This window comes from Brenneria izbisi (assembly GCF_025840185.1).
In the GTDB taxonomy this organism is placed as follows: Bacteria; Pseudomonadota; Gammaproteobacteria; order Enterobacterales; family Enterobacteriaceae; genus Brenneria; species Brenneria izbisi.
The window spans coordinates 96,236-118,020 of sequence record NZ_JAMPJU010000001.1; the positions used below are offsets into that span (position 1 = coordinate 96,236).

The 21,785-nt window shown below is 51.2% G+C and carries 17 protein-coding genes and 1 other RNA gene; 12 read left to right on the forward strand and 6 right to left on the reverse strand.

What is annotated here, in order from left to right; translation table 11 throughout:
- Positions 1 to 10: 10 nt before the first annotated feature.
- The 3 genes from apbE to ydiK form a co-directional block, all read right to left on the reverse strand.
- Positions 11 to 1,054, reverse strand: a complete 1,044-nt coding sequence (gene apbE, locus NC856_RS00475) for an FAD:protein FMN transferase ApbE (RefSeq protein ID WP_264088442.1) — start codon at positions 1,052 to 1,054, stop codon at positions 11 to 13.
- Between the two features lie 188 nt (positions 1,055 to 1,242).
- Positions 1,243 to 1,349, reverse strand: an RNA gene (gene rprA, locus NC856_RS00480) — antisense sRNA RprA.
- 243 nt (positions 1,350 to 1,592) lie between these two features.
- Complete coding sequence (ydiK, locus tag NC856_RS00485) at positions 1,593 to 2,702, reverse strand: AI-2E family transporter YdiK (protein WP_264088443.1); 1,110 nt, start codon at positions 2,700 to 2,702, stop codon at positions 1,593 to 1,595.
- 349 nt (positions 2,703 to 3,051) lie between these two features.
- Here ydiK and ydiJ point away from each other — a divergent pair, with 349 nt between their 5' ends.
- Positions 3,052 to 6,105 (forward strand): D-2-hydroxyglutarate dehydrogenase YdiJ, encoded by a 3,054-nt coding sequence (gene ydiJ / locus NC856_RS00490; RefSeq protein ID WP_264088444.1) that lies wholly within the window; start codon positions 3,052 to 3,054, stop codon positions 6,103 to 6,105.
- Positions 6,105 to 6,521, forward strand: coding sequence for a 1,4-dihydroxy-2-naphthoyl-CoA hydrolase (gene menI, locus NC856_RS00495; RefSeq protein ID WP_264088445.1), 417 nt, complete (start codon positions 6,105 to 6,107; stop codon positions 6,519 to 6,521). Before ydiJ ends, menI begins: the two co-directional genes overlap by 1 nt.
- A gap of 56 nt (positions 6,522 to 6,577) precedes the next feature.
- On the opposite strand, the gene NC856_RS00500 is transcribed toward menI, so the two are convergent.
- Positions 6,578 to 6,979 (reverse strand): hypothetical protein, encoded by a 402-nt coding sequence (locus NC856_RS00500; RefSeq protein WP_264088446.1) that lies wholly within the window; start codon positions 6,977 to 6,979, stop codon positions 6,578 to 6,580.
- A 423-nt stretch (positions 6,980 to 7,402) separates the two neighbouring features.
- On the opposite strand from NC856_RS00500, the gene sufA reads away from it, so the two are divergent.
- The 7 genes from sufA to NC856_RS00535 all read left to right on the forward strand — a co-directional run bounded on the left by sufA (position 7,403) and on the right by NC856_RS00535 (position 14,486).
- On the forward strand, positions 7,403 to 7,774 hold the full coding sequence (sufA, locus tag NC856_RS00505; RefSeq protein ID WP_264088447.1) for a Fe-S cluster assembly scaffold SufA: 372 nt from the start codon (positions 7,403 to 7,405) through the stop codon (positions 7,772 to 7,774).
- 13 nt (positions 7,775 to 7,787) lie between these two features.
- Complete coding sequence (sufB, locus tag NC856_RS00510) at positions 7,788 to 9,284, forward strand: Fe-S cluster assembly protein SufB (protein WP_264088448.1); 1,497 nt, start codon at positions 7,788 to 7,790, stop codon at positions 9,282 to 9,284.
- Between the two features lie 91 nt (positions 9,285 to 9,375).
- On the forward strand, positions 9,376 to 10,122 hold the full coding sequence (gene sufC / locus NC856_RS00515; RefSeq protein ID WP_113866324.1) for a Fe-S cluster assembly ATPase SufC: 747 nt from the start codon (positions 9,376 to 9,378) through the stop codon (positions 10,120 to 10,122).
- Positions 10,097 to 11,428: a Fe-S cluster assembly protein SufD gene (sufD, locus tag NC856_RS00520; RefSeq protein WP_264088449.1), complete on the forward strand. Its 1,332-nt coding sequence runs from the start codon at positions 10,097 to 10,099 to the stop codon at positions 11,426 to 11,428. The genes sufC and sufD overlap by 26 nt, the downstream gene beginning before the upstream one ends.
- Positions 11,425 to 12,648, forward strand: coding sequence for a cysteine desulfurase SufS (gene sufS / locus NC856_RS00525; protein WP_264088450.1), 1,224 nt, complete (start codon positions 11,425 to 11,427; stop codon positions 12,646 to 12,648). The genes sufD and sufS overlap by 4 nt, the downstream gene beginning before the upstream one ends.
- A 31-nt stretch (positions 12,649 to 12,679) precedes the next feature.
- Positions 12,680 to 13,099, forward strand: coding sequence for a cysteine desulfuration protein SufE (gene sufE, locus NC856_RS00530; RefSeq protein ID WP_264088451.1), 420 nt, complete (start codon positions 12,680 to 12,682; stop codon positions 13,097 to 13,099).
- A gap of 358 nt (positions 13,100 to 13,457) precedes the next feature.
- Positions 13,458 to 14,486: a L,D-transpeptidase family protein gene (locus NC856_RS00535; protein WP_264088452.1), complete on the forward strand. Its 1,029-nt coding sequence runs from the start codon at positions 13,458 to 13,460 to the stop codon at positions 14,484 to 14,486.
- Positions 14,487 to 14,677: 191 nt separating this feature from the next.
- Here NC856_RS00535 and NC856_RS00540 read toward each other — a convergent pair whose 3' ends face one another.
- Both NC856_RS00540 and pykF read right to left on the reverse strand, forming a co-directional pair.
- Entirely contained in the window at positions 14,678 to 14,914 is a 237-nt protein-coding gene (locus NC856_RS00540) for a major outer membrane lipoprotein (RefSeq protein ID WP_005970385.1), read from the reverse strand.
- 317 nt (positions 14,915 to 15,231) lie between these two features.
- A complete protein-coding gene (pykF, locus tag NC856_RS00545) occupies positions 15,232 to 16,644 on the reverse strand; it encodes a pyruvate kinase PykF (RefSeq protein ID WP_264088453.1) in 1,413 nt (470 codons plus the stop codon).
- Between the two features lie 627 nt (positions 16,645 to 17,271).
- Between pykF and licT the strand changes: the two genes are divergently transcribed.
- The 3 genes from licT to ascB all read left to right on the forward strand — a co-directional run bounded on the left by licT (position 17,272) and on the right by ascB (position 21,741).
- The gene (gene licT, locus NC856_RS00550) at positions 17,272 to 18,135 is read left to right on the forward strand and encodes a BglG family transcription antiterminator LicT (protein WP_264088454.1); all 864 of its coding nucleotides are present in this window, start codon (positions 17,272 to 17,274) and stop codon (positions 18,133 to 18,135) included.
- A 272-nt stretch (positions 18,136 to 18,407) separates the two neighbouring features.
- Entirely contained in the window at positions 18,408 to 20,300 is a 1,893-nt protein-coding gene (bglF, locus tag NC856_RS00555; RefSeq protein WP_264088455.1) for a PTS beta-glucoside transporter subunit IIABC, read from the forward strand.
- Between the two features lie 40 nt (positions 20,301 to 20,340).
- Entirely contained in the window at positions 20,341 to 21,741 is a 1,401-nt protein-coding gene (gene ascB / locus NC856_RS00560) for a 6-phospho-beta-glucosidase (RefSeq protein WP_264088456.1), read from the forward strand.
- Positions 21,742 to 21,785: the final 44 nt, after the last annotated feature.

The following is a 21,785-nucleotide window of genomic DNA, read 5'->3' on the forward strand; positions in this document are numbered from 1 at the left end:
TATAATCGTGTTACTGGTTAATCAGGAATGATTTGAACTGTGGCGTCATCACGGCGCTGAAGCCATCGCCTTTCCTGGTGATTAAATAAACCGCCAATCCTTGTTGTTCCGCCAGTTTTAAGGCTTTCTCCGTACCCAGCACCATCAACCCGGTATCCCAGCCATCAGCTTCCAGCGCCGTCGGCGCGATAACCGTGGCGGAAACCAGTTGATGCGTAATCGGTCGCCCGGTGGCGGGGTCGATAACATGGGAGTAACGTTTTCCCTCCAGTTCAAAATAATTACGGTAACTGCCGGAGGTGCTGATGGCGTAGCCCTGTAAATTCACGGCGGCCTGCATCGCATTTTCCTGATCGGTCGGTTTCTGGATGGCCACCCGCCACGGCTTGCCTTCCGCATTGATCCCGCGGCTGGAGATCGCGCCGCCCACAGAAACCAGATAATTGGTAATCCCTTTACGCGCCATCAGTTGCGCCAGCACATCGGCCCCATAGCCTTCGCCCAGCGTGGAGAGATCCACATATAAATCAGGCAGGTCTTTTTGCAGCCATTCGCCGCGTGAATTACTGAGTAACGTCAGGTGCTTCAGTCCCACCTTTTGCTTCGCCAGATCGATCTGTTGCTGGGAAGGGATGGTGACGGGCTGTTTTTGCGGCCCGAATCCCCACAGATTGACCAGCGGCCCAACGGTAATGTCCATCGCGTCATCCGTCGCTCTGCCGATACGCTGTGCCGCCAGAATAATATCCGCCATGCCGTTGCTGATAGGTTGAGGGTCGGTGCCGTGATATTGATTAAATCGTGATAACGTTGAGTGTTGACGGTAGGTGGAGATTTCATCATTGGCCTGTTCCAGCAAGCGTTCAATTTCCTGCTGTAATTGCGTTTTACTCTCAGCCAGATCTCCGCTGATTTTTACACTGTAAAACGTCCCCATCGTCTTACCCTCAATCGTCAGCAAGGGACGCGGCGACGTTTGGGTTGCATTATCACAGGCGGTAAGCAGGCTGAACAGGCAGCCCAGTATTAATCCCTTAACGGCGAGATTGGTCATGAAAACTCCCGGAAATAAAGCGGCACACGGTAACCAATAAAGTAAAGCGGATGAAATGCCAATAACAGATTAACAAAAACAGGATTAACCGCAATTTTCGGTGGGGAATGTCCACCCGCATTGGGTATCGAAACTCGGTTTTGCCCAGGATAAAGAACGAAAGAGAACAGATGAGATTGATAAGCGGGATAAAAAAAAGCCCATCTCAGGGGATGGGCAAAGACTACACACAGCAATTCGTTACTAACTCTGACGAGGAGGAAACCTTATTGACAAACAGTAGGTTGAAAACCAACGCTTGTATTCAGGTTAGGGATTCTGCGGTGTTTAGTCATTAAGAATCATCCTAATGGTTAATTGTTTTTTAACAGTGCGGTGCTGGCAGGCCAGCTACAGTGAGAGAAGTTAGCGTGATAATCGAAAAAACATCACTTCATTAGGAATAATCCCTGATTTAAGCGGTGACACATTAAGGTTTCTTACTGTTAAGTATGAATAATTACGTGGGTGGTTCGACCACCCACATGGACGATGAGCATCAATCTTTGCCGGGATTGTCTGGCGGGGCAACGGCAATGATATTTTCCGGTTCGGGGACTTCTCTCATCCAGGCGAACAGCAGTCGGTAGGAAACCGCCAGTACGACCGGACCAATAAACAAACCGATCATGCCAAAGGCCAGTAAACCGCCGATGACGCCGCAAAGGATCAATAGCATGGGCAGGTCGGCCCCCATGCGGATTAATATGGGACGCAGCACGTTGTCAATTGTGCCGACGATACAACTCCAGACCAGCAGAACCGTACCCCAGGTGGTGTCGCCGCTCCAGTAAAGCCAGATAATGGCCGGGATCAGCACCGGCAGCGGCCCCAACTGGGCAAGGCAGAACAGAAACATCAGGACAGTCAGTAAGATAGTATAGGGAATGCCGGATATCCCCAGCCCGATGCCTCCCAACAATGACTGTACAATGGCGGTGACGACCACGCCCAACGCCACGGCGCGGATTGACTGAGCCGCCAGGATCACCGCGGTATCGCCGCGCTCTTGCCCCAGACGGATGGCAAAATGGCGCACGGATTTGGCGACGGCTTCGCCTTTATAATACAGCAGGGCGCTGAATATCAGCATCAGCCCACAGTGCATCAGGAAGCGGCCCACATGCGCGGCTTGCGCCACCAGCCAGGTAGCGGTTTTGCCAAAGTAAGGCTGAACCTTGGTGAAGATACCGCTGCCGCCGCTTTGCAGCAGCAATTGCCAGCTACTAAAAAGCTTATCGCCAACCAGTGGAATGGCGGTCAGCCAGTCCATTGACGGCGGCCCGATTTTCTCCTGATTAGCACCCCAGTTCATCAAGGCGGAACTGTTGTCCACCACGCTGTTGACCAGGATGGCTATCGGCATGACGAACAGCAGGATCAGCAGTAAGGTCATTACCAGAACCGCCAGTGAACGGCGGCCCCACAGTAGCGCCTGAAGTTTAATCAGCAGTGGCCAGGTGGCGATCACGACCATACACGCCCAGGCAAACCCCAAAATAAAAGGCTGCACCACCCAAAAACAGGCAATAATCATGAAGGTGACAAATAGCAGGCTGAATAATATTCTGGCTAAGTCGAAACGTTGTGGTTGAGAGTGCTTTATCAATTAATGTACCTCATTAAGACTCGAAAACTGTGCCTTCAAACACGACGCCGCTTTTCCAGAGCGATGTAAGCGGCGACAATTTATCATGGGATATTTCCGGGCTTTTTGACAGCCTGTTGAACGTTTTGTTGGTGAAACAGAGGAAACCCGGCATGCTGTAGGTTTTTGCCGATCAAGTTGCGCATCCTTTGCTGAAATATGATATATCCTTCATCCTTCACGTTGCCGGGAGGCGTATTGGCTAGCCTGAACACCATTAGGCGTTGCGCTATCGCCGCCTTCCCGCGCCTTGAAATCAATAATGACATCATTGGCAAATATTACTTTGTACAGACAGGGTCAAACGATAATGATCCCACAGATCTCTCAGTCACCCGGCCTCGTTCAGCCGGTGCTTAATTTTTTGGAAGCCTTGAAGCAAAATGGATTTACTGGCGATACGGCGACAGACTACGCCGATCGGCTGACAATGGCGACAGATAACAGTATCTATCAACTTTTGCCGGATGCGGTGGTTTTTCCCCGTTCCAGCGCGGATGTGGCTATTCTGGCGCGTCTGGCGGGCGAAGCGCGTTTTCTTGGTCTGACATTCACCCCGCGCGGCGGGGGAACCGGCACCAATGGTCAGGCGTTGAATCGCGGCATTGTGGTGGATATGTCCCGCTACATGAACCGTATTCTGGAAATGAATCCTGAGCAAGGGTGGGTGCGGGTCGAAGCCGGCGTGATCAAAGACCAGCTTAACCAATATCTCAAACCCTTTGGCTATTTCTTTGCACCGGAACTTTCCACCAGCAACCGCGCCACGCTGGGCGGGATGATCAATACCGATGCATCGGGGCAGGGTTCGCTGGTTTACGGCAAAACCTCCGATCACGTACTGGGACTACGCGCGTTGCTGCTGGGAGGCGAGATGCTGGATACACAGGCAATGCCGGTGGAACTGGCCGAGCAGTTGGCGCAGGAAGCGTCCGCCGTCGGACGTATTTACCACACGGTGTTGCATCGTTGCCGTGAACAACGGCAACTGATCCTCGATAAATTCCCGCAATTAAATCGTTTCCTCACCGGCTACGATTTACGCCATGTTTTCAGTGATGATTTAAAAACGTTTGATCTAACCCGCATTTTGACCGGTTCGGAAGGGACGCTGGCGTTTATTACCGAAGCGAAACTCGATATCACGCCGTTGCCGAAAGTACGGCGGCTGGTGAATATCAAATATGACTCCTTCAACTCGGCGTTGCGTAATGCGCCGTTCATGGTGGAAGCGCAGGCGTTGTCGGTGGAAACCGTCGATTCAAAAGTGTTGAATCTGGCGCGTGAAGATATTGTCTGGCACTCCGTCAGCGAACTGATTACCGATGTCCCGAATCAGGAGATGCTGGGGCTGAATATCGTTGAGTTTGCCGGGGATGATGAAACCCTGATCGACGGCCAAGTCAAAACCCTGTGCGCACGCCTTGATGAATTGCTGGCCGCGGGTGAAGCCGGGGTGATCGGTTATCAGACCTGCAACGATCTGGCGGGCATTGAGCGTATTTACGGCATGCGTAAGAAAGCGGTCGGTTTGCTGGGCAACAGTAAAGGGCAGGCAAAGCCGATCCCGTTTGCTGAAGATACCTGCGTACCGCCGCAGCATCTGGCGGATTATATCGAAGAGTTTCGCGAGCTTCTGGACCGCCATAATCTGACCTACGGTATGTTTGGTCATGTAGACGCCGGGGTTTTGCATGTTCGTCCGGCGCTGGATATGTGCGATCCGCAGCAGGAAATGCTGATGAAGCAGCTTTCCGATCACGTCGTCGCGCTGACGGCGAAATACGGCGGCCTGCTGTGGGGGGAACACGGCAAAGGCTTCCGCGCCGAATACAGCCCGGCGTTTTTTGGCGCCGAACTGTATGCGGAATTGCGCCGCATCAAGGCGGCATTCGATCCTGATAACCGTCTCAACCCGGGGAAAATCTGTGCGCCGCTGGAAGTCGATGCGCCGATGATGAAAGTTGATGCGGTCAAGCGCGGCACTTACGATCGCACCATCCCGCTGACGGTGCGCACCGCTTTCCGGGGCGCGATGGATTGTAATGGCAACGGGCTATGCTTCAATTTTGATGCCCGCAGCCCGATGTGTCCTTCCATGAAGATCACTGGGAACCGCATCCATTCGCCGAAAGGCCGGGCGACGCTGGTGCGTGAATGGCTGCGGCTGCTGGCGGAGCAAGGCGTCGATCCGTTGGCGCTGGAGAAAATGCTGCCGCGGCAGAAGTTCAGCCTGCGCCTGTTGATTCGAAAAACCCGCAACACTTTGCAAGCGCGTCAGGGCGAGTATGATTTTTCCCATGAAGTGAAAGAGGCGATGTCAGGCTGCCTGGCGTGCAAAGCTTGCTCGACGCAATGTCCGATAAAAATCGACGTGCCGAGCTTCCGTTCCCGCTTTCTTCAGTTGTATCACACCCGTTACTTGCGTCCGATGCGCGATTATCTGGTCGCTGGGGTCGAAAGCTATGCGCCGTTGATGGCGCGCAGTCCCAGGATTTTCAATTTCTTTCTCAACATGCCGTCGGTCAATGCTATGAGTCGCCGACAGATCGGCATGGTGGATTTGCCGTTGCTTTCCTCGCCGTCACTGCGTCAGCAGTTTGCCGGTCACCGTGCGACACAAACTACGTTGGAGCGACTGGAGCAATTGTCCGATGCAGAACGGCAACACTATGTGCTGATCGTGCAGGACCCGTTCACCAGCTATTATGACGCGCAGGTGGTAGCCGATTTTATTCATCTGGCGGAGAAACTGAATTTAAAGCCGGTGCTGCTGCCGTTCTCGCCGAATGGCAAAGCGCAGCACATTAAAGGTTTCCTGCAACGCTTTGCGAAGACGGCGGCCAGAACTTCGGATTTCCTTAATCGAGTGGCGAAACTGGGTATGCCGATGGTGGGCGTCGATCCGGCGCTGGTGCTCTGCTATCGTGATGAATACCGTGAAATTCTGGGTGACAAACGCGGCGATTTTCAGGTGCAACTGGTGCATGAATGGTTGGTGACTGTGCTGGAAGAATATGCGCCCCAGGCGATGACGGGCGAATCGTGGTATCTGTTCGGGCATTGTACGGAAACCACGGCGTTGCCCGCCAGTACCCGGCAGTGGGCCGATATCTTCGCGCGTTTTGGCGCCAGACTGGAAAACGTCAGCGTAGGTTGCTGCGGCATGGCTGGCACCTATGGTCATGAAAGTAAAAATCTGGCGAACTCGCGGGGCATTTATGCGCTGTCCTGGCAACAGGCATTACAGACATTGCCGCAGCAACGTTGCCTGACTACCGGTTATTCCTGCCGTAGCCAGGTCAAGCGCATGGAAGGCCGTGGGTTACGTCATCCGTTACAGGCTTTGTTGGAGATTATTTAATGCTGTGGAAACGACACGTTACGCTCGACCAACTTAATCAGCAAAGTCAGGGCTGCATGATTGGTTTTCTTGGCATCCGCTACACACGCATAGCGGATGATCAGCTTGAAGCGGTAATGCCGGTGGATCCCCGTACTCGCCAGCCGTTTGGTTTGTTGCATGGCGGCGCGTCGGTGGTGCTGGCGGAGTCGCTCGGTTCGGTGGCCGGTTATCTGTGTACCCAAGGGGAGCAACAGGTGGTGGGGATGGAGGTCAATGCCAATCATCTGCGGGCGGTGGTCGACGGCGAGGTGCGCGGCGTGTGTCGCGCATTGCACGCCGGGAGGCGCAATCAGGTCTGGCAGATCGATATTTTCGACAGTCAGGATCGTTTGTGCTGCACATCACGGCTGACTACCGCCGTGATTACGCCATAGCGGTTCAATCCGGCGCCGACCGGGACATCTGACGACGTCCTGGTCGGTTTTACGCGTCAAGGTAGGAAAGGCACGCGTTTGACAAAGTCGGTCTGGAACGCGGTGGCTTTATCCCATGAGCCAAGCATGCTTAACTGATGACAAATCGATTTGAGCGTATTGCGGGCAAAATAGTAACTCTGAACGCGAAAGAGATGGCAGCGCTTCTCATTATTGATCTCTTTAATTAGCCGGTTATGGAGTTTTACCAGCGCATGCAAATAGCTGTCGTCGTCGCCATTGCGCAGACACAGATCGACCATATCCATACAGGCGTTGTGATAACGCCGTAAATGATCAATATTGCTTCCTGGACGATTCAGACGCGCTTCCGCCATATAAAAGTCGACAGTGAGGTCACGGATCTGAAATTTATACTCGTCGATCTGATGCTGTAGCCAGGCATTCATCGAAAGCATGGTTATCAACCCTAAATATTAAATGATAATCATTATCATATTTATAAAAATAGTCGGGATCAATGGGAAAAATGGACTTTTCCCGGCAAAATTTATCCGCAATAGGACAAAATCTTTATTTAGTTTCCCTGTTTTATAAATAGGCATTCGCTATGAATGTTATACTAATGATAATGAATTGATAATATTTGAACGCGAACGGAAATGGCGAAAGGGTGATTTAATCCTTGTTTTTCATGTGGTTAGTTCGCTATGGATCATGTTTTTTCGCATGGCGAATGCGATGCACGGGCATGTGTGCCGTCATCAAAAAACAGCGGTTGGCAATAGCCCTGCGAAACAAGAGGTTGAAGCAAGTTTCATTATCACTAACATTAGAGGAAACCAGCCTGAAACTGGTCGACACGTAATGAGGTATTCGTGATGCAAACGGAAAATGTAGGGACGTTTTCGCTGGAGGAAAACGTCTGGAAAGGATTGACGCTGACCGATAGCGCGGCGAAACAAATCAAGAATTTGATGCAGCAGGATGCTGCAATGCAAGGTTTGCGGCTGGGTGTAAAACAATCCGGCTGCGCCGGATTTGGTTATGTGTTGGATCTGGTTCGTGAATCCGATACGGATGACTTACTGTTCGAACGCGACGGCGCAAAGCTGTATGTGCCGCTAAAAGCGATGCCTTTTATTGATGGCACCGAACTCGATTTTGTCCGTGAGGGGCTGAATCAGGTATTTAAGTTTAATAATCCCAACGCTCAGCATGCCTGTGGATGTGGCGAGAGCTTCGGCATTTAAGTGATGACAAATTATGGCACGTAGCACAGTAGATGTACCTGATGATGTCCAGATCTGGATGGGTGATGGACGCTATAAAGAAGGCTTCTTCACCGAACTGGCAACTGATCAATTGGCGCACGGCATCAACGAGGATGTCGTGCGGGCGATTTCCGCAAAACGCAATGAGCCTGAATGGATGCTGGAGTTCCGCCTGAATGCGTATCGGGCGTGGCTGGAAATGGAAGAACCTCACTGGCTGAAAGCGCATTACGATAAGCTCGACTATCAGGATTATAGCTATTATTCCGCGCCGTCTTGCGGCAGTTGTGATGACACCTGTGGTTCGCAACCGGGCGCGACCCAGCAATCCAGCATTGCGGACGTGAATAATTACCTGACCAGCGAAGTGGAAAATGCCTTCAATCAGCTTGGCGTCCCAGTGCGTGAAGGGAAATCCGTGGCGGTAGACGCCATTTTTGACTCCGTTTCCGTCGCCACTACTTATCGCCATGAACTGGCGGAGCAGGGAATTATTTTCTGTTCCTTCAGCGAAGCCATTCAGGAGCACCCCGATTTAGTGCGTCAGTATCTCGGTACGGTCGTGCCGGCGAATGACAACTTTTTTGCCGCGTTGAATGCGGCGGTCGCGTCTGACGGCACGTTTGTCTATGTACCGAAAGGCGTGCGCTGTCCGATGGAGCTATCCACCTATTTCCGCATTAACGCGGCGAAAACCGGTCAGTTCGAGCGCACCATCCTGATTGCCGACGATGACAGCTACGTCAGTTACATTGAAGGGTGTTCGGCGCCGGTACGTGACTCTTATCAGTTGCATGCGGCGGTGGTGGAAGTCATCGTCAATAAAAACGCGGAAGTGAAATATTCCACGGTGCAGAACTGGTTTTCCGGTAAAGACGCCGAAGGCGGCATTCTGAACTTCGTCACCAAACGCGCGCTGTGTGCGGGCGACTATGCCAAAATGTCCTGGACGCAATCGGAAACCGGTTCGGCCATTACCTGGAAATACCCAAGCGTAGTGTTGCGCGGCGACCATTCGGTTGGCGAGTTCTTCTCTGTCGCGCTGACCAATGGGCGTCAGCAAGCCGATACCGGCACCAAGATGATTCATATCGGCAAGAACACCCGATCAACCATTATCTCCAAAGGGATTTCCGCCGGACACAGCGAGAACACCTATCGCGGTCTGGTGAAGATTATGCCGAGCGCCACCAATGCGCGTAACTTTACCCAGTGCGACTCGATGCTGATTGGCAGCGACAGCGGCGCACATACGTTCCCGTATGTGGAAGTGCGCAATAACACGGCGCAACTGGAGCATGAGGCAACCACTTCGAAGATTGGCGACGATCAACTCTTTTACTGTTTGCAACGTGGTATCAGCGAAGATGACGCGATCTCCATGATCGTTAACGGGTTCTGTAAAGACGTGTTTTCTGAACTGCCGTTGGAATTTGCCGTGGAAGCCCAGAAGTTATTGGCGATTAGCCTGGAACACAGCGTGGGTTGATGCGCGGTTACCGGGGATCTCTCAACAGGGAATAGCATCGGTTACAAAAATGATGAGCGTCGCCAAACAGCCGACGCCGGAAGGATAGAGCATGTTAAGTATTGAAAATTTAAAAGTCAGCGTAGAAGGCAAAGAGATTATTAAAGGGCTGAATCTCGTTGTTAAGCCGGGCGAAGTGCACGCGATTATGGGACCGAACGGTTCAGGGAAAAGCACGCTATCCGCTACGCTGGCTGGTCGTGAAGAATATGAAGTGACTGACGGTACAGTCAGTTTTAACGGGAAGGATTTATTGGCGCTGGCGCCTGAAGATCGCGCTGGCGAAGGCATCTTCATGGCATTTCAGTATCCGGTGGAAATCCCCGGCGTTAGCAACCAGTTCTTTTTGCAAACCGCGGTGAACGCGGTGCGTAAGTACCGTGAGCAGGAGCCGCTGGATCGCTTTGATTTTGCCGATTTTATCGAAGATAAAATCAAACTGCTGAAAATGCCGGAAGATTTGCTGACCCGCTCCGTCAACGTGGGCTTCTCCGGCGGCGAGAAGAAGCGGAATGATATTCTGCAAATGGCGGCCCTTGAACCGGATTTATGCATTCTGGATGAAACCGACTCCGGTCTGGACATTGATGCGCTGAAAATTGTCGCCAACGGCGTGAACGCTCTGCGTAACGAACAGCGCGCTTTTATTATCGTCACGCACTATCAGCGTATTCTGGATTACATCAAACCCGATCATGTACATGTTCTCTATCAGGGACAAATTGTGAAATCCGGGGATTTCTCTCTGGTGAAACAGTTGGAGGAGCAAGGCTATGGCTGGCTTACCGACCAACAATAAAACCAGCGCCAAAGCAGGCATTGAGCAGAAACAGCAACAGGCCCTGCAACAGTGGCACGGTCTGTTTGACAGCGTAACGTCACGTTCATCGGATGCGCACCGGCACTGGCAGGAAGTGCTGCGTCTGGGCTTGCCGCACCGTAAGCACGAGCATTGGAAATATACGCCGCTGGATGGACTGCTGGCGCATGAGTTCGTTGCGTCGCGGCTATCGTCCGTCGCACAGGATACGCGGGATGCGCTGACGCTGCCTATTGATGCCTGGCGTCTGGTGTTTATCGATGGCGTGTTCAGCGAGGCGCTCAGCGACACGCAGTGGGGGCCTTATCAGGTTGAGATTAAATCCGCCCGGACGCCTGGGGAATTTCCCGCCGCCGTCCAGCCGGAAGTTTTCCTGCACCTGACGGAAAGCCTGGCCGCGCAGAGCACGTTGATTCGTCTGGCGGCCAATCGGCAGGCGGAAAAACCCGTGTATCTGCTGCATATCAGCAGCAGCCAGGGCGCGGCGCTGAATACGGTTCATCATCGTCATCACTTGCAGGTTGAACGCGGCGCCAGCGCGAGGATCATTGAACATTACGTCAGTCTGGAGCCGCATGCGCACTTTACCGGCGCGCGCCTGACGATCAGCGCAGATGAAAACAGCCGCGTCAGCCACTACAAACTGGCTTTCGAAGCTGCGGCCAGCTACCACTTTGCGCATAACGATCTGGTGCTGTCCCGTGATGCACAGGTTCGCAGCCACAGTTTCCTGCTGGGCGCGGGGCTGACCCGTCATAACACCAGCGCGCAACTGAATGGCGAAGGCACGAATCTGGTGATCAACAGCCTTATCCTGCCTGTCGGCAGTGAGGTGTGCGACACGCGCACTTATCTGGAACATAACCAGGGGTACGGTGAAAGCCGTCAGTTGCATAAGACCATCGTCAGCGACCGCGCCAAAGCGGTATTCAACGGTATGATCAAAGTCGCGCCCCATGCCCTGAAAACCGACGGACAGATGACCAACAACAACCTGCTGTTGGGACGGCTCGCTGAAGTCGATACCAAACCGCAACTCGAAATTTATGCCGATGATGTGAAGTGCAGCCACGGTGCGACGATAGGGCGCATGGATGAAGAACAACTGTTCTATCTGCGTTCACGCGGCATCACGCAACAGGATGCGCAACAAATGATCATTTTTGCCTTCGCCGCCGAATTGACGGAAGCGATTGAGGATGAGTCGCTGCGCGGTGTGATATTGGAACGTATCGCCCAGCGTTTGCCTGCCACAGCTTTTGCCTCAGAAAAGGCGGCATTATGAGTTATCCCATTGAACAGGTTCGCGCCGATTTTCCACTCCTGGCCCGTGAGGTCAACGGACAACCGTTGGCTTATCTGGACAGCGCCGCCAGCGCGCAGAAACCGCAGGCGGTGATTGAGCGCGAAACGGCTTTCTATCGACATGAATATGCCGCTGTGCACCGCGGCATCCACACACTGAGCGCGCAGGCGACATCGGCGATGGAAGCGGTGCGCGAGCAGGTGGCGGGCTTTATCAATGCGGCCTCGGCAGAAGAGATCGTTTTTGTGCGGGGGACGACGGAAGCCATCAATCTGGTCGCCAACAGTTACGGCCATACTTTTCTGCAAGCGGGCGACAATCTTATCATTACGGAAATGGAACATCATGCCAACATAGTGCCCTGGCAAATGCTGGCCGAGGCGCGGGGAGTGGAGCTCCGCGTGATCCCGTTGGCCTCGGACGGGACGCTGGATCTTGCGTACTTGCCCGCATTGCTTGATGAGCGTACCCGCTTGCTGGCGGTAACGCACATTTCCAACGTGCTTGGCACGTTAAACCCGGTCAAAGATATTATTGCGCAGGCCAAAGCCGCTGGCGCGGTGGTGCTGGTTGATGGCGCCCAGTCGATTATGCATCAGACCATTGATGTCCAGGATCTGGACTGCGACTTCTTTGTCTTTTCGGGACACAAGATCTATGGGCCTTCCGGTATCGGCGTGCTGTACGGCAAACGTGAGCGGTTAGCGGCAATGCCGCCGTGGGAAGGCGGCGGCGCGATGATCCGTCAGGTGAGCCTGCGTAGCGGAACCACTTACGCGGATGCGCCGTGGCGCTTTGAGGCTGGTTCGCCCAATACCGCGGGGATCATGGGATTAGGCGCGGCATTGAATTATGTCGTCGCGTTGGGACGTGATGCGATTCAGCGCTATGAATCCGCGCTGATGCGCTATGCGTTGGAAGCGTTGGTTCAGGTGCCGGATTTAACCCTGTACGGTCCGGCAGAGCGGCATGGCGTGATTGCGTTCAATCTGGGGCAACATCACGCCTACGATGTCGGCAGTTTCCTTGATCAGTATGGCATTGCGATCCGCACCGGCCACCACTGCGCGATGCCCTTGATGGAACACTATGCGGTTCCGAGTATGTGCCGCGCTTCGCTGGCGGTTTATACTACGCGCGAAGAAATAGACCGGCTGGTCGCCGGGTTGCAACGTATCCATCGATTGCTGGGCAACTGAGCCTTGCGCCAGGTTGTCTGGGGAGGAAAAAATGGCAAGTCTGCCGGATGCGCAGAAATTAATCCGTAATTTTTCGCGCTGCCATAACTGGGAAGAAAAGTATCTCTATATTATTGAATTGGGTGCCAGGCTTGAACCATTGCCAGACGCGTGGCGTCAGGCTGAAAACCTGATTGCCGGTTGTCAGAGTCAGGTGTGGATTGTGATGCGTCATGACGAGCAAGGGGTTATCGCCCTGCATGGCGACAGCGATGCCGCTATTGTGAAGGGATTGATCGCCGTGGTGTTCAGTCTTTATCAAGGTCTGACCGCGCAGGAGATTGTTGCGCTGGATGTTCGCCCTTTCTTTGAGGAACTGGCGCTGAATCAACATCTAACGCCATCGCGTTCGCAAGGGCTGGAAGCAATGTTGCGGGCGATCCGCGCCCAGGCCGCGTTGCATATTCAGTAAATTCACCAGGCTGTGAGTCGTAAAGGTGTCAGCCATTTGAAAAAAGAAAATGGCTGATATATATAATTTTTTCTGAGCATGGTTTTATTTATAACAAGCGCCAGTACGTTCCGTCTGGTGCTTTTTATTTTTGGCTTCCTCGTTACACTCTGATATTTCAGAATGTATCCATAGACTTATCTCGACATGAATTTTACGCTACAGTCGGTTTTGTAAAGATTTGCATATCAATGCGTTGATTTATAAATAAAATATGATTTTATTTTGGCAATGCTAATATAGCGGGATACTGGTTGCGATAAAAAGAACCAGAAATCGTTTATTAACTGGCAATTGAGCCTTGATGTAGGGACTTTGTATGAAACGCGCGTTAACTTTACTTGGTATGGTCTTTGCGACATATCTGGCGGGCACCAGCATTGCCAGTGCGACGGAGTATCCATTACCACCACCGAATAGCCGTCTTATCGGTGAAAATATCGCTTACACCGTTCCCCATAATGGTCATTCGCTGGAAGATATTGCGGCGAAATTCAAGATCGGCATGCTGGGGATGCTGGAAGCGAACCCAGGCACTGATCCCTATCTGCCGACGCCAGGTTCCACTCTGACTATTCCCACCCAAATGTTGCTGCCTGATACGCCGCGTGAGGGGATCGTCGTCAATCTGGCGGAACTTCGTTTGTACTACTATCCCAAAGGCAAAAACACCGTCATTGTTTACCCTATCGGAATTGGTCAACAGGGACGCAACACCCCATTGATGACCACCTCGATCAGTGATAAACGCGCCAACCCGACCTGGACGCCGACGGCCAATATTCGTAAACGCTATCTTGAAGAGGAAGGGATCACTCTGCCCGCCGTCGTCCCCGCCGGACCGGATAATCCAATGGGGCGGCACGCCTTGCGGCTTGCCGCGCACGGCGGGGTGTATCTGCTGCATGGCACCAATGCCAATTTCGGCATCGGAATGCGCGTCAGTTCGGGTTGCATCCGTTTGAGAGCGGAAGATATCAAGGCGTTGTTTGATACAGTGCCGGTCGGCACGCGCGTCCAAATCATCAATGACGCTATCAAGACCTCGGTTGAACCAGACGGTAAACGTTATGTCGAGGTGCATCAACCGTTGTCGAAGTCTGATAAAGACGATCCGCAAACCATGCCGATCACCATTACCGCTAAAACCCAGAAATTCATTGAAGCGGGTGATACCGACGCCAAAGCCGTCGCGGATGCTATCGTCCGGCGTTCAGGGATGCCGATTCTGGTGAGCGTGGGGCAGGATATCAATACCTATGAGCCGCCAGTGCAATCCGTGACGGATGACGACGCGAAAACGCCTCAGGCGGCGCCGATTACCGTGATCAATGCTTCCGCGCCTTAATACGAAGAAAACTTGCTGGCGGGCGTTCAGCGCATCAGCAGGTGATGTAGAAGCGGCGATTAATGGCAGGATGTGACTGACAGACGCATCCTGTCACTAAAAAGGGAAGACAGCACAGCGTATTTCTTCAGAAAAAAGCAAAAAAAAATGGCGCACAATGTGCGCCATTTTCACGACTTAAACCAGTTCGATTACTTCTTGTAAGTACGAACTTGGTTATCCAGACGCTGGTTAGCACGAGCTGCGTCATCTTTAGCAGCCTGTACGTCAGAGCGGATTGCGTTCACGTCGTTGCTCAGTTGATCAACTTTAGCGTTCAGAGTCTGAACGTCAGAAGACAGTTGGTCAATTTTAGCATTGCTGGAGCAACCTGCCAGCAGAGTAGAACCCAGAATTACCGCGCCCAGTACCAGTTTAGTACGATTCATTATTAATACCCTCTAGATTGAGTTAATCTCCATGTAGCGTTACAAGTATTACACAAACTTTTTTCTAATGAGAATAAATTTTTGATGAGAACATGCTTAATTTTGATCGTTCGCTCAAAGAAACAGCGAGTTTTACAAAATCATTAAAAAAGTAAGGAAAACAGCGTTATTTTTATCAGACAAGTCTGAGGTATCCGGCAATTAAAATTAGGTTTAGCTGGCGTCATTAATTTGACAAGCGGGTGAGGTTGATAACAACAAAATATAAAAAAGCGCCAACCAAGGCGCTTTTTTAATATGTGTGGACCGTTAACGGTTTACAGGCGGTGTACGGACGCCGTATTGGTGGTGCCGCTTGGCACCAACGCGCCGGAAACCATCACCACAACGTCGCCAGCCTGGGCGAAGCCGCTGTTTAACGCCGCTTCTTTACCGATGCGGTAGAAATCATCGGTAGAGGCGATTTCTTTCACCAGCAACGTATCCACGCCTTTGCTCAGCAATAACTGACGAGCAGTCACTTCGTTGGTGGTCAGCGCCAGGATCCGTGCATTTGGGAAGTACTTACGGATAGACTTCGCTGATTTACCGCCGCTGGTGGCTACGACGATCAACGGTGCATCGAGTTTCTCCGCAGTTTCCACCGCGCCACGGCACACGGCCTCGGTGATCCGCAGTCTACCCAAGGTTTTGATGGTATCCAGACGAGCCTTCATCACCGTATCGGTACGCTGGCAGATGGTCGCCATAATTTTTACCGATTCTAGCGGGTATTTCCCTTTGGCGCTTTCCCCCGACAGCATGACGGCATCGGTGCCATCAATGATGGCGTTCGCCACGTCGCCGGCTTCAGCGCGAGTGGGACGCGGGTTTTTGATCATCGAATCCAGCATTTGCGTAGCGGTGATAACCACTTTCCGTGCCTGATTGCATTTTTCGATCATCATTTTCTGCGCGAAAATAACTTCTTCCACCGGGATTTCAACGCCCAGGTCGCCGCGGGCAACCATAATGCCGTCAGACGCTTCGAGGATTTCGTCGAAATTGTTCAAACCTTCCTGGTTTTCAATTTTGGAAATGATTTGAATGTGCTCGCCGCCGTGCTGTTTCAGGTGCGCGCGAATTTCTTCAACGTCAGAGCGCTTACGGATAAAGGACGCCGCCACAAAATCGACGCCTTGTTCGCAACCGAAAATCAGATCACGTTTGTCTTTTTCAGCCAATGCCGGTAACTGGATGGAAACGCCAGGCAGGTTAACGCCTTTATTTTCACCCAAATCGCCGTTGTTCAACACGATGCAAACCACTTCATTACCATTAATGGCGGTAACTTGCATACCGATCAGACCATCGTCCACCAGCACGGTGTTGCCGACGCTCAGGTCTTGCGTGAAACCGGCATATGTCACGGCAACGCGATCTTTGTTGCCGACGACACCCTGATCGGTGGTGAAAGTGAATGTCTGACCGGCGGTCAGGGATACATCCGCGCCGTTTTCCAGCTTCATGGTACGGATTTCCGGGCCTTTGGTATCCAACAGGATCGCCGCCTGTTTACCGGTTTTCGCTATAACGGCACGCAGATTTTTGATGCGTTGGCCATGCTCTTCATAATCCCCGTGAGAAAAATTCAGGCGCATAACATTCATGCCGGCAGCCAGCATGTTGCTCAGCATCTCTTCTGACTCTGTTTTTGGCCCGATGGTACAAACAATTTTTGTCTTTTTCATACAATAGCTTCTACAAGTTGTGATGGATAAAAAAACCAAGACTCCGATGACAGTCGCAGAGCCGTCCGCGGAGGGAATGCATTGGGAAACAATGTGGATGAGACAGGTTCTTAAAGAGGTAAGTATAGATGGTTGCAGCGAACTGATGAAAGCGTAACCGATCGTCGCGTATAATTAGCGGAAGAACGATAGGCGATGCCATTGAAAGTAGAGTTATTGATAGTGACACGCGGGTTAGCTGAAACCATTCAGTGAAACAACGTTTCGTATTATAATTATTACGCGCTGATAAACAAGCTGCTTAAAGGTAGTAAAGTGAATATTTTGCCGTGTTGACGCAAAAAAACCGACGATTTGTTATTTTTACCGACCTTTGTTGCGCAACTGCCCAGGAAAATAGGCTGCAAACGTACAATGTTGGTGGCTTATTTCTGAATGAAAAAAGTAGATGTAAATAAAATGTTTTTTCTCTCGATCTGTATCACGTTTTTAAGCCATTGGTATTGAGAAGATGGCCGCAAGTGATAGTTTATCCCACATTATGGATTGTTACTGCGTAAGCAGGCAAAACCAGACGTTCGTTTCCTTAAACGAGTGTCTGGTTTTTTTGTTTCCAGGGCTTGAATGATGAAGATTGCCAAGATACTCAATAACAACGTTGTGACCGTGATTGACGAAAACAATAATGAGTCGGTTGTCATGGGCTGCGGGCTGGGTTTCAAAAAGCATACTGGCGATCAGTTGGATGAGTCGCTGATTGAACGTGTGTTTGTCATGAAAAGCGGTGAATTGACATCTCGGTTGCGCGAACTGCTCTCGGAAATTCCGCTGGCGGTGATAACCACAGCGGACAAAATCATTTTGCTGGCGAAGGCGCGCTTGCCGGGCAAGTTACAAAACAGCGTCTATATTTCGCTGACGGATCACTGTCATTTTGCTATTGAACGCCACAAACAGGGCGTGAATATTCGTAATGTGTTGTTGTGGGAGATCAAGCGGCTCTATCCAAAAGAGTTCGGCGTAGGTCTGGAGGCGCTGGATATCATTGAGCAGCGCTTAGCGGTACGTTTACCGGAAGACGAGGCCGGTTTTATTGCTTTGCATCTGGTTAATGCGCAGCTTGACAGTGAAATGCCCGAAGTATTGCAGATTACCAAAATAATGCAGGAAATCCTGAATATTGTTAAATATCAGTTAAAGCTGGATTATGATGAACAGGTATTAAGTTATCATCGGTTTGTCACGCATTTGAAGTTTTTTGCGCAGCGGCTAATTGGACACAATACGGTTTTCAGCGATGATGAGTCCTTACACGATGTGGTCAAGGAAAAATATCTGTTGTCCTATCGTTGTGCGGAAAAAATACAACTGCATATAGAACAACAATATCATTATACTTTGACCAAAGAAGAGTTGATGTTTCTGACTATTCATATTGAGCGAGTCCGAACGGAGTTGCTGGAAAAAAGGGGGGAGGGTGATGAAAAATAAATCTGCTGTTCATCACATAATTTTATCTTTCGTGGATAAAATACTTGCTTGTTTTTCGACTTAGGTAATAAGCTTCATACAAGATTTTTCAGAAAATCAGGATTGTTACTGTTAACAAGTCATTCTTGTTCACAGGCAAAACCTAAATCATTTTTTTCTCCGTTATGTAGCGGCGAGGAAAATGATTTGGGTTTTTTTTATCTAAAAAATAACGTTGCCATTCTGGTAATGTGATGATTTTAATATGTATTTATCAGTTTTAAGGATGGGCGATGAAATACAAGACATTAGCCAATGATATACTCGAAGGGGTCGGGGGACGCAGCAATGTGAATAGTGTATTGCATTGCGCGACACGACTACGTTTTAAATTAAAGGATAGCAAGAAGGCAAATATTTCTGAGCTTAAAGATAACCCAGGCATTATTATGGTGCTTGAAAGCGGCGGCCAGTTTCAGGTTGTGGTGGGTAATCATGTGAGTGAAGTTTATCAGGATTTTCTTGATGTTTCGGGTATAAGCGAATCTTCTAATGCCGATTCAGGTGATCAGGATAGCGATCGTAAGGAAAATATATTTTCCCGCTTTATTGATATTATCGCCGGCATCTTTACCCCATTAATGGGCGTGATGGCGGCTTCCGGGATATTAAAAGGTTTTCTGGCATTAAGCCTGGCTTGTGGTTGGTTAGTGGAAAGCAGCGGAACGTATAAACTTTTATTTGCCGCCAGTGATGCATTGTTTTATTTTTTCCCGATTATTCTTGGTTATACCGCCGGTAAGAAATTTGGCGGTAATACCTTTGTGACCATGGCGATAGGCGGCGCACTGGTGCATCCGACCATGATCGCTGAATTTAACGCCATGGCGACGGCGGATTATCAGCCATTACATTTCTTCGGTATTCCCATTACATTTATCAACTACAGCTCATCGGTTATTCCGATTATTTTCGCCGCATGGGTTTCCTGCAAGCTGGAAAAACCATTGAACGGCCTTCTGCACGTCAATATCCGTAACTTCCTCACGCCAGCCCTGTGCCTGCTCATCACCGTGCCGCTGACGTTTTTAGCCATCGGTCCGGTGACCACCTGGCTAAGCTATCAATTGGCGCATGGCTATCAGTTGATCTATGGCGCTAATCAAACCATCGCCGGCGGTTTTATGGGCGGTCTGTGGCAGATATTCGTCATGTTTGGTCTGCACTGGGGATTCGTACCGCTGATGATCAACAACTTCAGCGCCTTAGGCTATGACACCCTGATCGCGGTGTTGACGCCCGCGGTGCTGGCGCAGGCTGGCTCGGCGCTTGGCGTGTCCCTGCGCGCCAGAGACGCAAAGCTGAAAGGCATCGCTGGTTCTGCGTTTCCGGCGGCGATCTTCGGTATTACCGAACCGGCTATCTATGGCGTCAACCTGCCTTTGCGTCGTCCGTTTATCTTTGGTTGTGTCGGTGGGGCGCTTGGCGGTGCGATCGCCGGTTATTTCGGCACGACACAATATTCTTTCGGCCTACCCAGTATTTTCGCTTTTACGCAAATCATCCCGTCTTCTGGAATGGATATCACCGTCTGGGGCGGCATCATCGGTACGGCTATCGCCTTTGCGTTCGCTACGTTGGCCAGCTATCTGTTTGGGATAAAAGCAGAAGAAAGCGCGCCGCAAGCCCCGGCGGTCGAAGCCAGCCCGGAAGAACGCGCCGCGCCGGTACGTCAGCAATCCATCAGCAGCCCGATCAGCGGGGAAACGCTTCCCTTGGCGCAGGTGAGCGATCAAACGTTTGCCAGTGGCTTGATGGGCAAAGGGATTGCCATCAAGCCGCAGTCCGGTCGAGTGGTTTCGCCGGTCAACGGTACGATCGCATCATTGTTCAAAACCAACCATGCGATTGGCCTGGAGTCGGATGATGGCGCTGAAATATTGATTCACGTCGGCATAGATACCGTAAAATTGAATGGACAGTATTTTACCGCCCACATTAAGACCGGCGATGTGGTGAAACAAGGCGATCTGCTGGTGGAGTTTGATTATCAGGCTATTGAGGCGGCGGGCTATGAAACAACCACCCCGGTGATTATTACCAACAGCGACGATTACATTGATGTGCTGCCGGTAGCGGAAAATCCGGTAGCGGAACAGGCGCCGTTGTTAACGTTAGTTCGCTGATTTAAAACCTTTAACACCCGAATTGGGAAGGAGATTAGAAATGAGTCATCGTTTTCCTGACAGTTTTTTATGGGGCGGCGCGGTTGCGGCCAATCAGGTGGAGGGCGCTTACCTGACGGACGGTAAAGGGTTATCCACCTCCGATTTACAACCACAGGGCGTCTTTGGCGAAATCGTGGAAAGAACTGCGGGCGACAGCGGAATAAAGGATATCGCGATCGATTTTTATCATCGTTATCCAGAAGATATCGCGCTGTTTGCGGAAATGGGCTTCAAGTGTCTGCGCACTTCAATCGCCTGGACGCGCATTTTCCCGCAAGGCGATGAGGAGACGCCGAATGAAGCAGGGCTGGCATTTTATGATCGTCTGTTCGACGAAATGGCCAAACACCACATCCAACCGTTAGTGACGTTGTCACATTATGAAATGCCATATGGTCTGGTAAAAAACTATGGCGGCTGGGGCAACCGTCAGGTTATTGCATTCTTTGAACGCTATGCGCGCACGGTATTTCAGCGCTTTCAACACAAAGTGAAATACTGGCTGACATTCAATGAGATCAATATGTCGCTGCATGCGCCTTTTACCGGCGTCGGCTTGCCGGAGGACAGCAGTAAACAGGCGATATACCAGGCGATTCACCACCAGTTGGTCGCCAGCGCGAAAGCGGTGAAAGCCTGCCATGAAATTATTCCCGATGCGAAAATCGGCAACATGTTGCTGGGAGGCTTGTTGTATCCGTTGACCTGTAAACCGGCGGATGTGCTGGAAACCTTGCAGCAGAACCGGGAATGGATGTTTTTTGGCGATGTACAGGCACGCGGCGCTTACCCTGCCTATATGAAGCGTTTCTTTAAACAGCAGGCTATCGAGTTGCAGGTAACGGATGACGATCGGGATGCGCTAAAAGAAACCGTTGATTTCATTTCCTTTAGCTATTACATGAGCGGTTGTGTGACCACGGATGAAGATCTGAATCAGAAAGCTCGCGCCAATATTCTTAACATGGTGCCGAATCCACATTTGCAAAGTTCGGAATGGGGCTGGCAAATCGACCCCGAAGGCCTGCGCATCCTGTTGAATATGCTGTACGACCGTTATCAGAAACCGCTGTTTATCGTCGAAAACGGCCTGGGCGCCAAAGATGTGATTGAAAGTGACGGCAGTATCAATGATGACTACCGCATTCAATACCTGAACGATCATCTGGTTCAGGTTGCTGAAGCGCTGGAGGATGGTGTCGAGGTGCTGGGGTATACCAGTTGGGGGCCGATCGATTTGGTCAGTGCTTCCACAGCGCAACTGTCTAAACGTTACGGCTTTATTTATGTCGATCGCGACGACCAGGGCAATGGCACGTTGGCGCGTAAGCGCAAAAAAAGTTTTTACTGGTATCGCGAGGTAATTAACAGCAACGGCGCGGCCCTGAAACAGGGTTAACGCTTGCGCATTACCGGTCGGAGTGTTGCCGTGCCGACCGCCAG

Bases quoted from the DNA above. Each gene is read 5' to 3' on its own strand.
- ascB (WP_264088456.1), top strand. From the start codon at position 20,341: ATGAGTCATCGTTTTCCTGACAGTTTTTTATGGGGCGGCGCGGTTGCG.
- NC856_RS00535 (WP_264088452.1), top strand. From the start codon at position 13,458: ATGAAACGCGCGTTAACTTTACTTGGTATGGTCTTTGCGACATATCTG.
- sufE (WP_264088451.1), top strand. From the start codon at position 12,680: ATGGCAAGTCTGCCGGATGCGCAGAAATTAATCCGTAATTTTTCGCGC.
- sufA (WP_264088447.1), top strand. From the start codon at position 7,403: ATGCAAACGGAAAATGTAGGGACGTTTTCGCTGGAGGAAAACGTCTGG.
- sufB (WP_264088448.1), top strand. From the start codon at position 7,788: ATGGCACGTAGCACAGTAGATGTACCTGATGATGTCCAGATCTGGATG.
- sufC (WP_113866324.1), top strand. From the start codon at position 9,376: ATGTTAAGTATTGAAAATTTAAAAGTCAGCGTAGAAGGCAAAGAGATT.
- sufD (WP_264088449.1), top strand. From the start codon at position 10,097: ATGGCTGGCTTACCGACCAACAATAAAACCAGCGCCAAAGCAGGCATT.
- ydiJ (WP_264088444.1), top strand. From the start codon at position 3,052: ATGATCCCACAGATCTCTCAGTCACCCGGCCTCGTTCAGCCGGTGCTT.
- NC856_RS00500 (WP_264088446.1), bottom strand. From the start codon at position 6,979: ATGCTTTCGATGAATGCCTGGCTACAGCATCAGATCGACGAGTATAAA.
- sufS (WP_264088450.1), top strand. From the start codon at position 11,425: ATGAGTTATCCCATTGAACAGGTTCGCGCCGATTTTCCACTCCTGGCC.
- pykF (WP_264088453.1), bottom strand. From the start codon at position 16,644: ATGAAAAAGACAAAAATTGTTTGTACCATCGGGCCAAAAACAGAGTCA.
- bglF (WP_264088455.1), top strand. From the start codon at position 18,408: ATGAAATACAAGACATTAGCCAATGATATACTCGAAGGGGTCGGGGGA.
- menI (WP_264088445.1), top strand. From the start codon at position 6,105: ATGCTGTGGAAACGACACGTTACGCTCGACCAACTTAATCAGCAAAGT.
- NC856_RS00540 (WP_005970385.1), bottom strand. From the start codon at position 14,914: ATGAATCGTACTAAACTGGTACTGGGCGCGGTAATTCTGGGTTCTACT.
- apbE (WP_264088442.1), bottom strand. From the start codon at position 1,054: ATGACCAATCTCGCCGTTAAGGGATTAATACTGGGCTGCCTGTTCAGC.
- licT (WP_264088454.1), top strand. From the start codon at position 17,272: ATGAAGATTGCCAAGATACTCAATAACAACGTTGTGACCGTGATTGAC.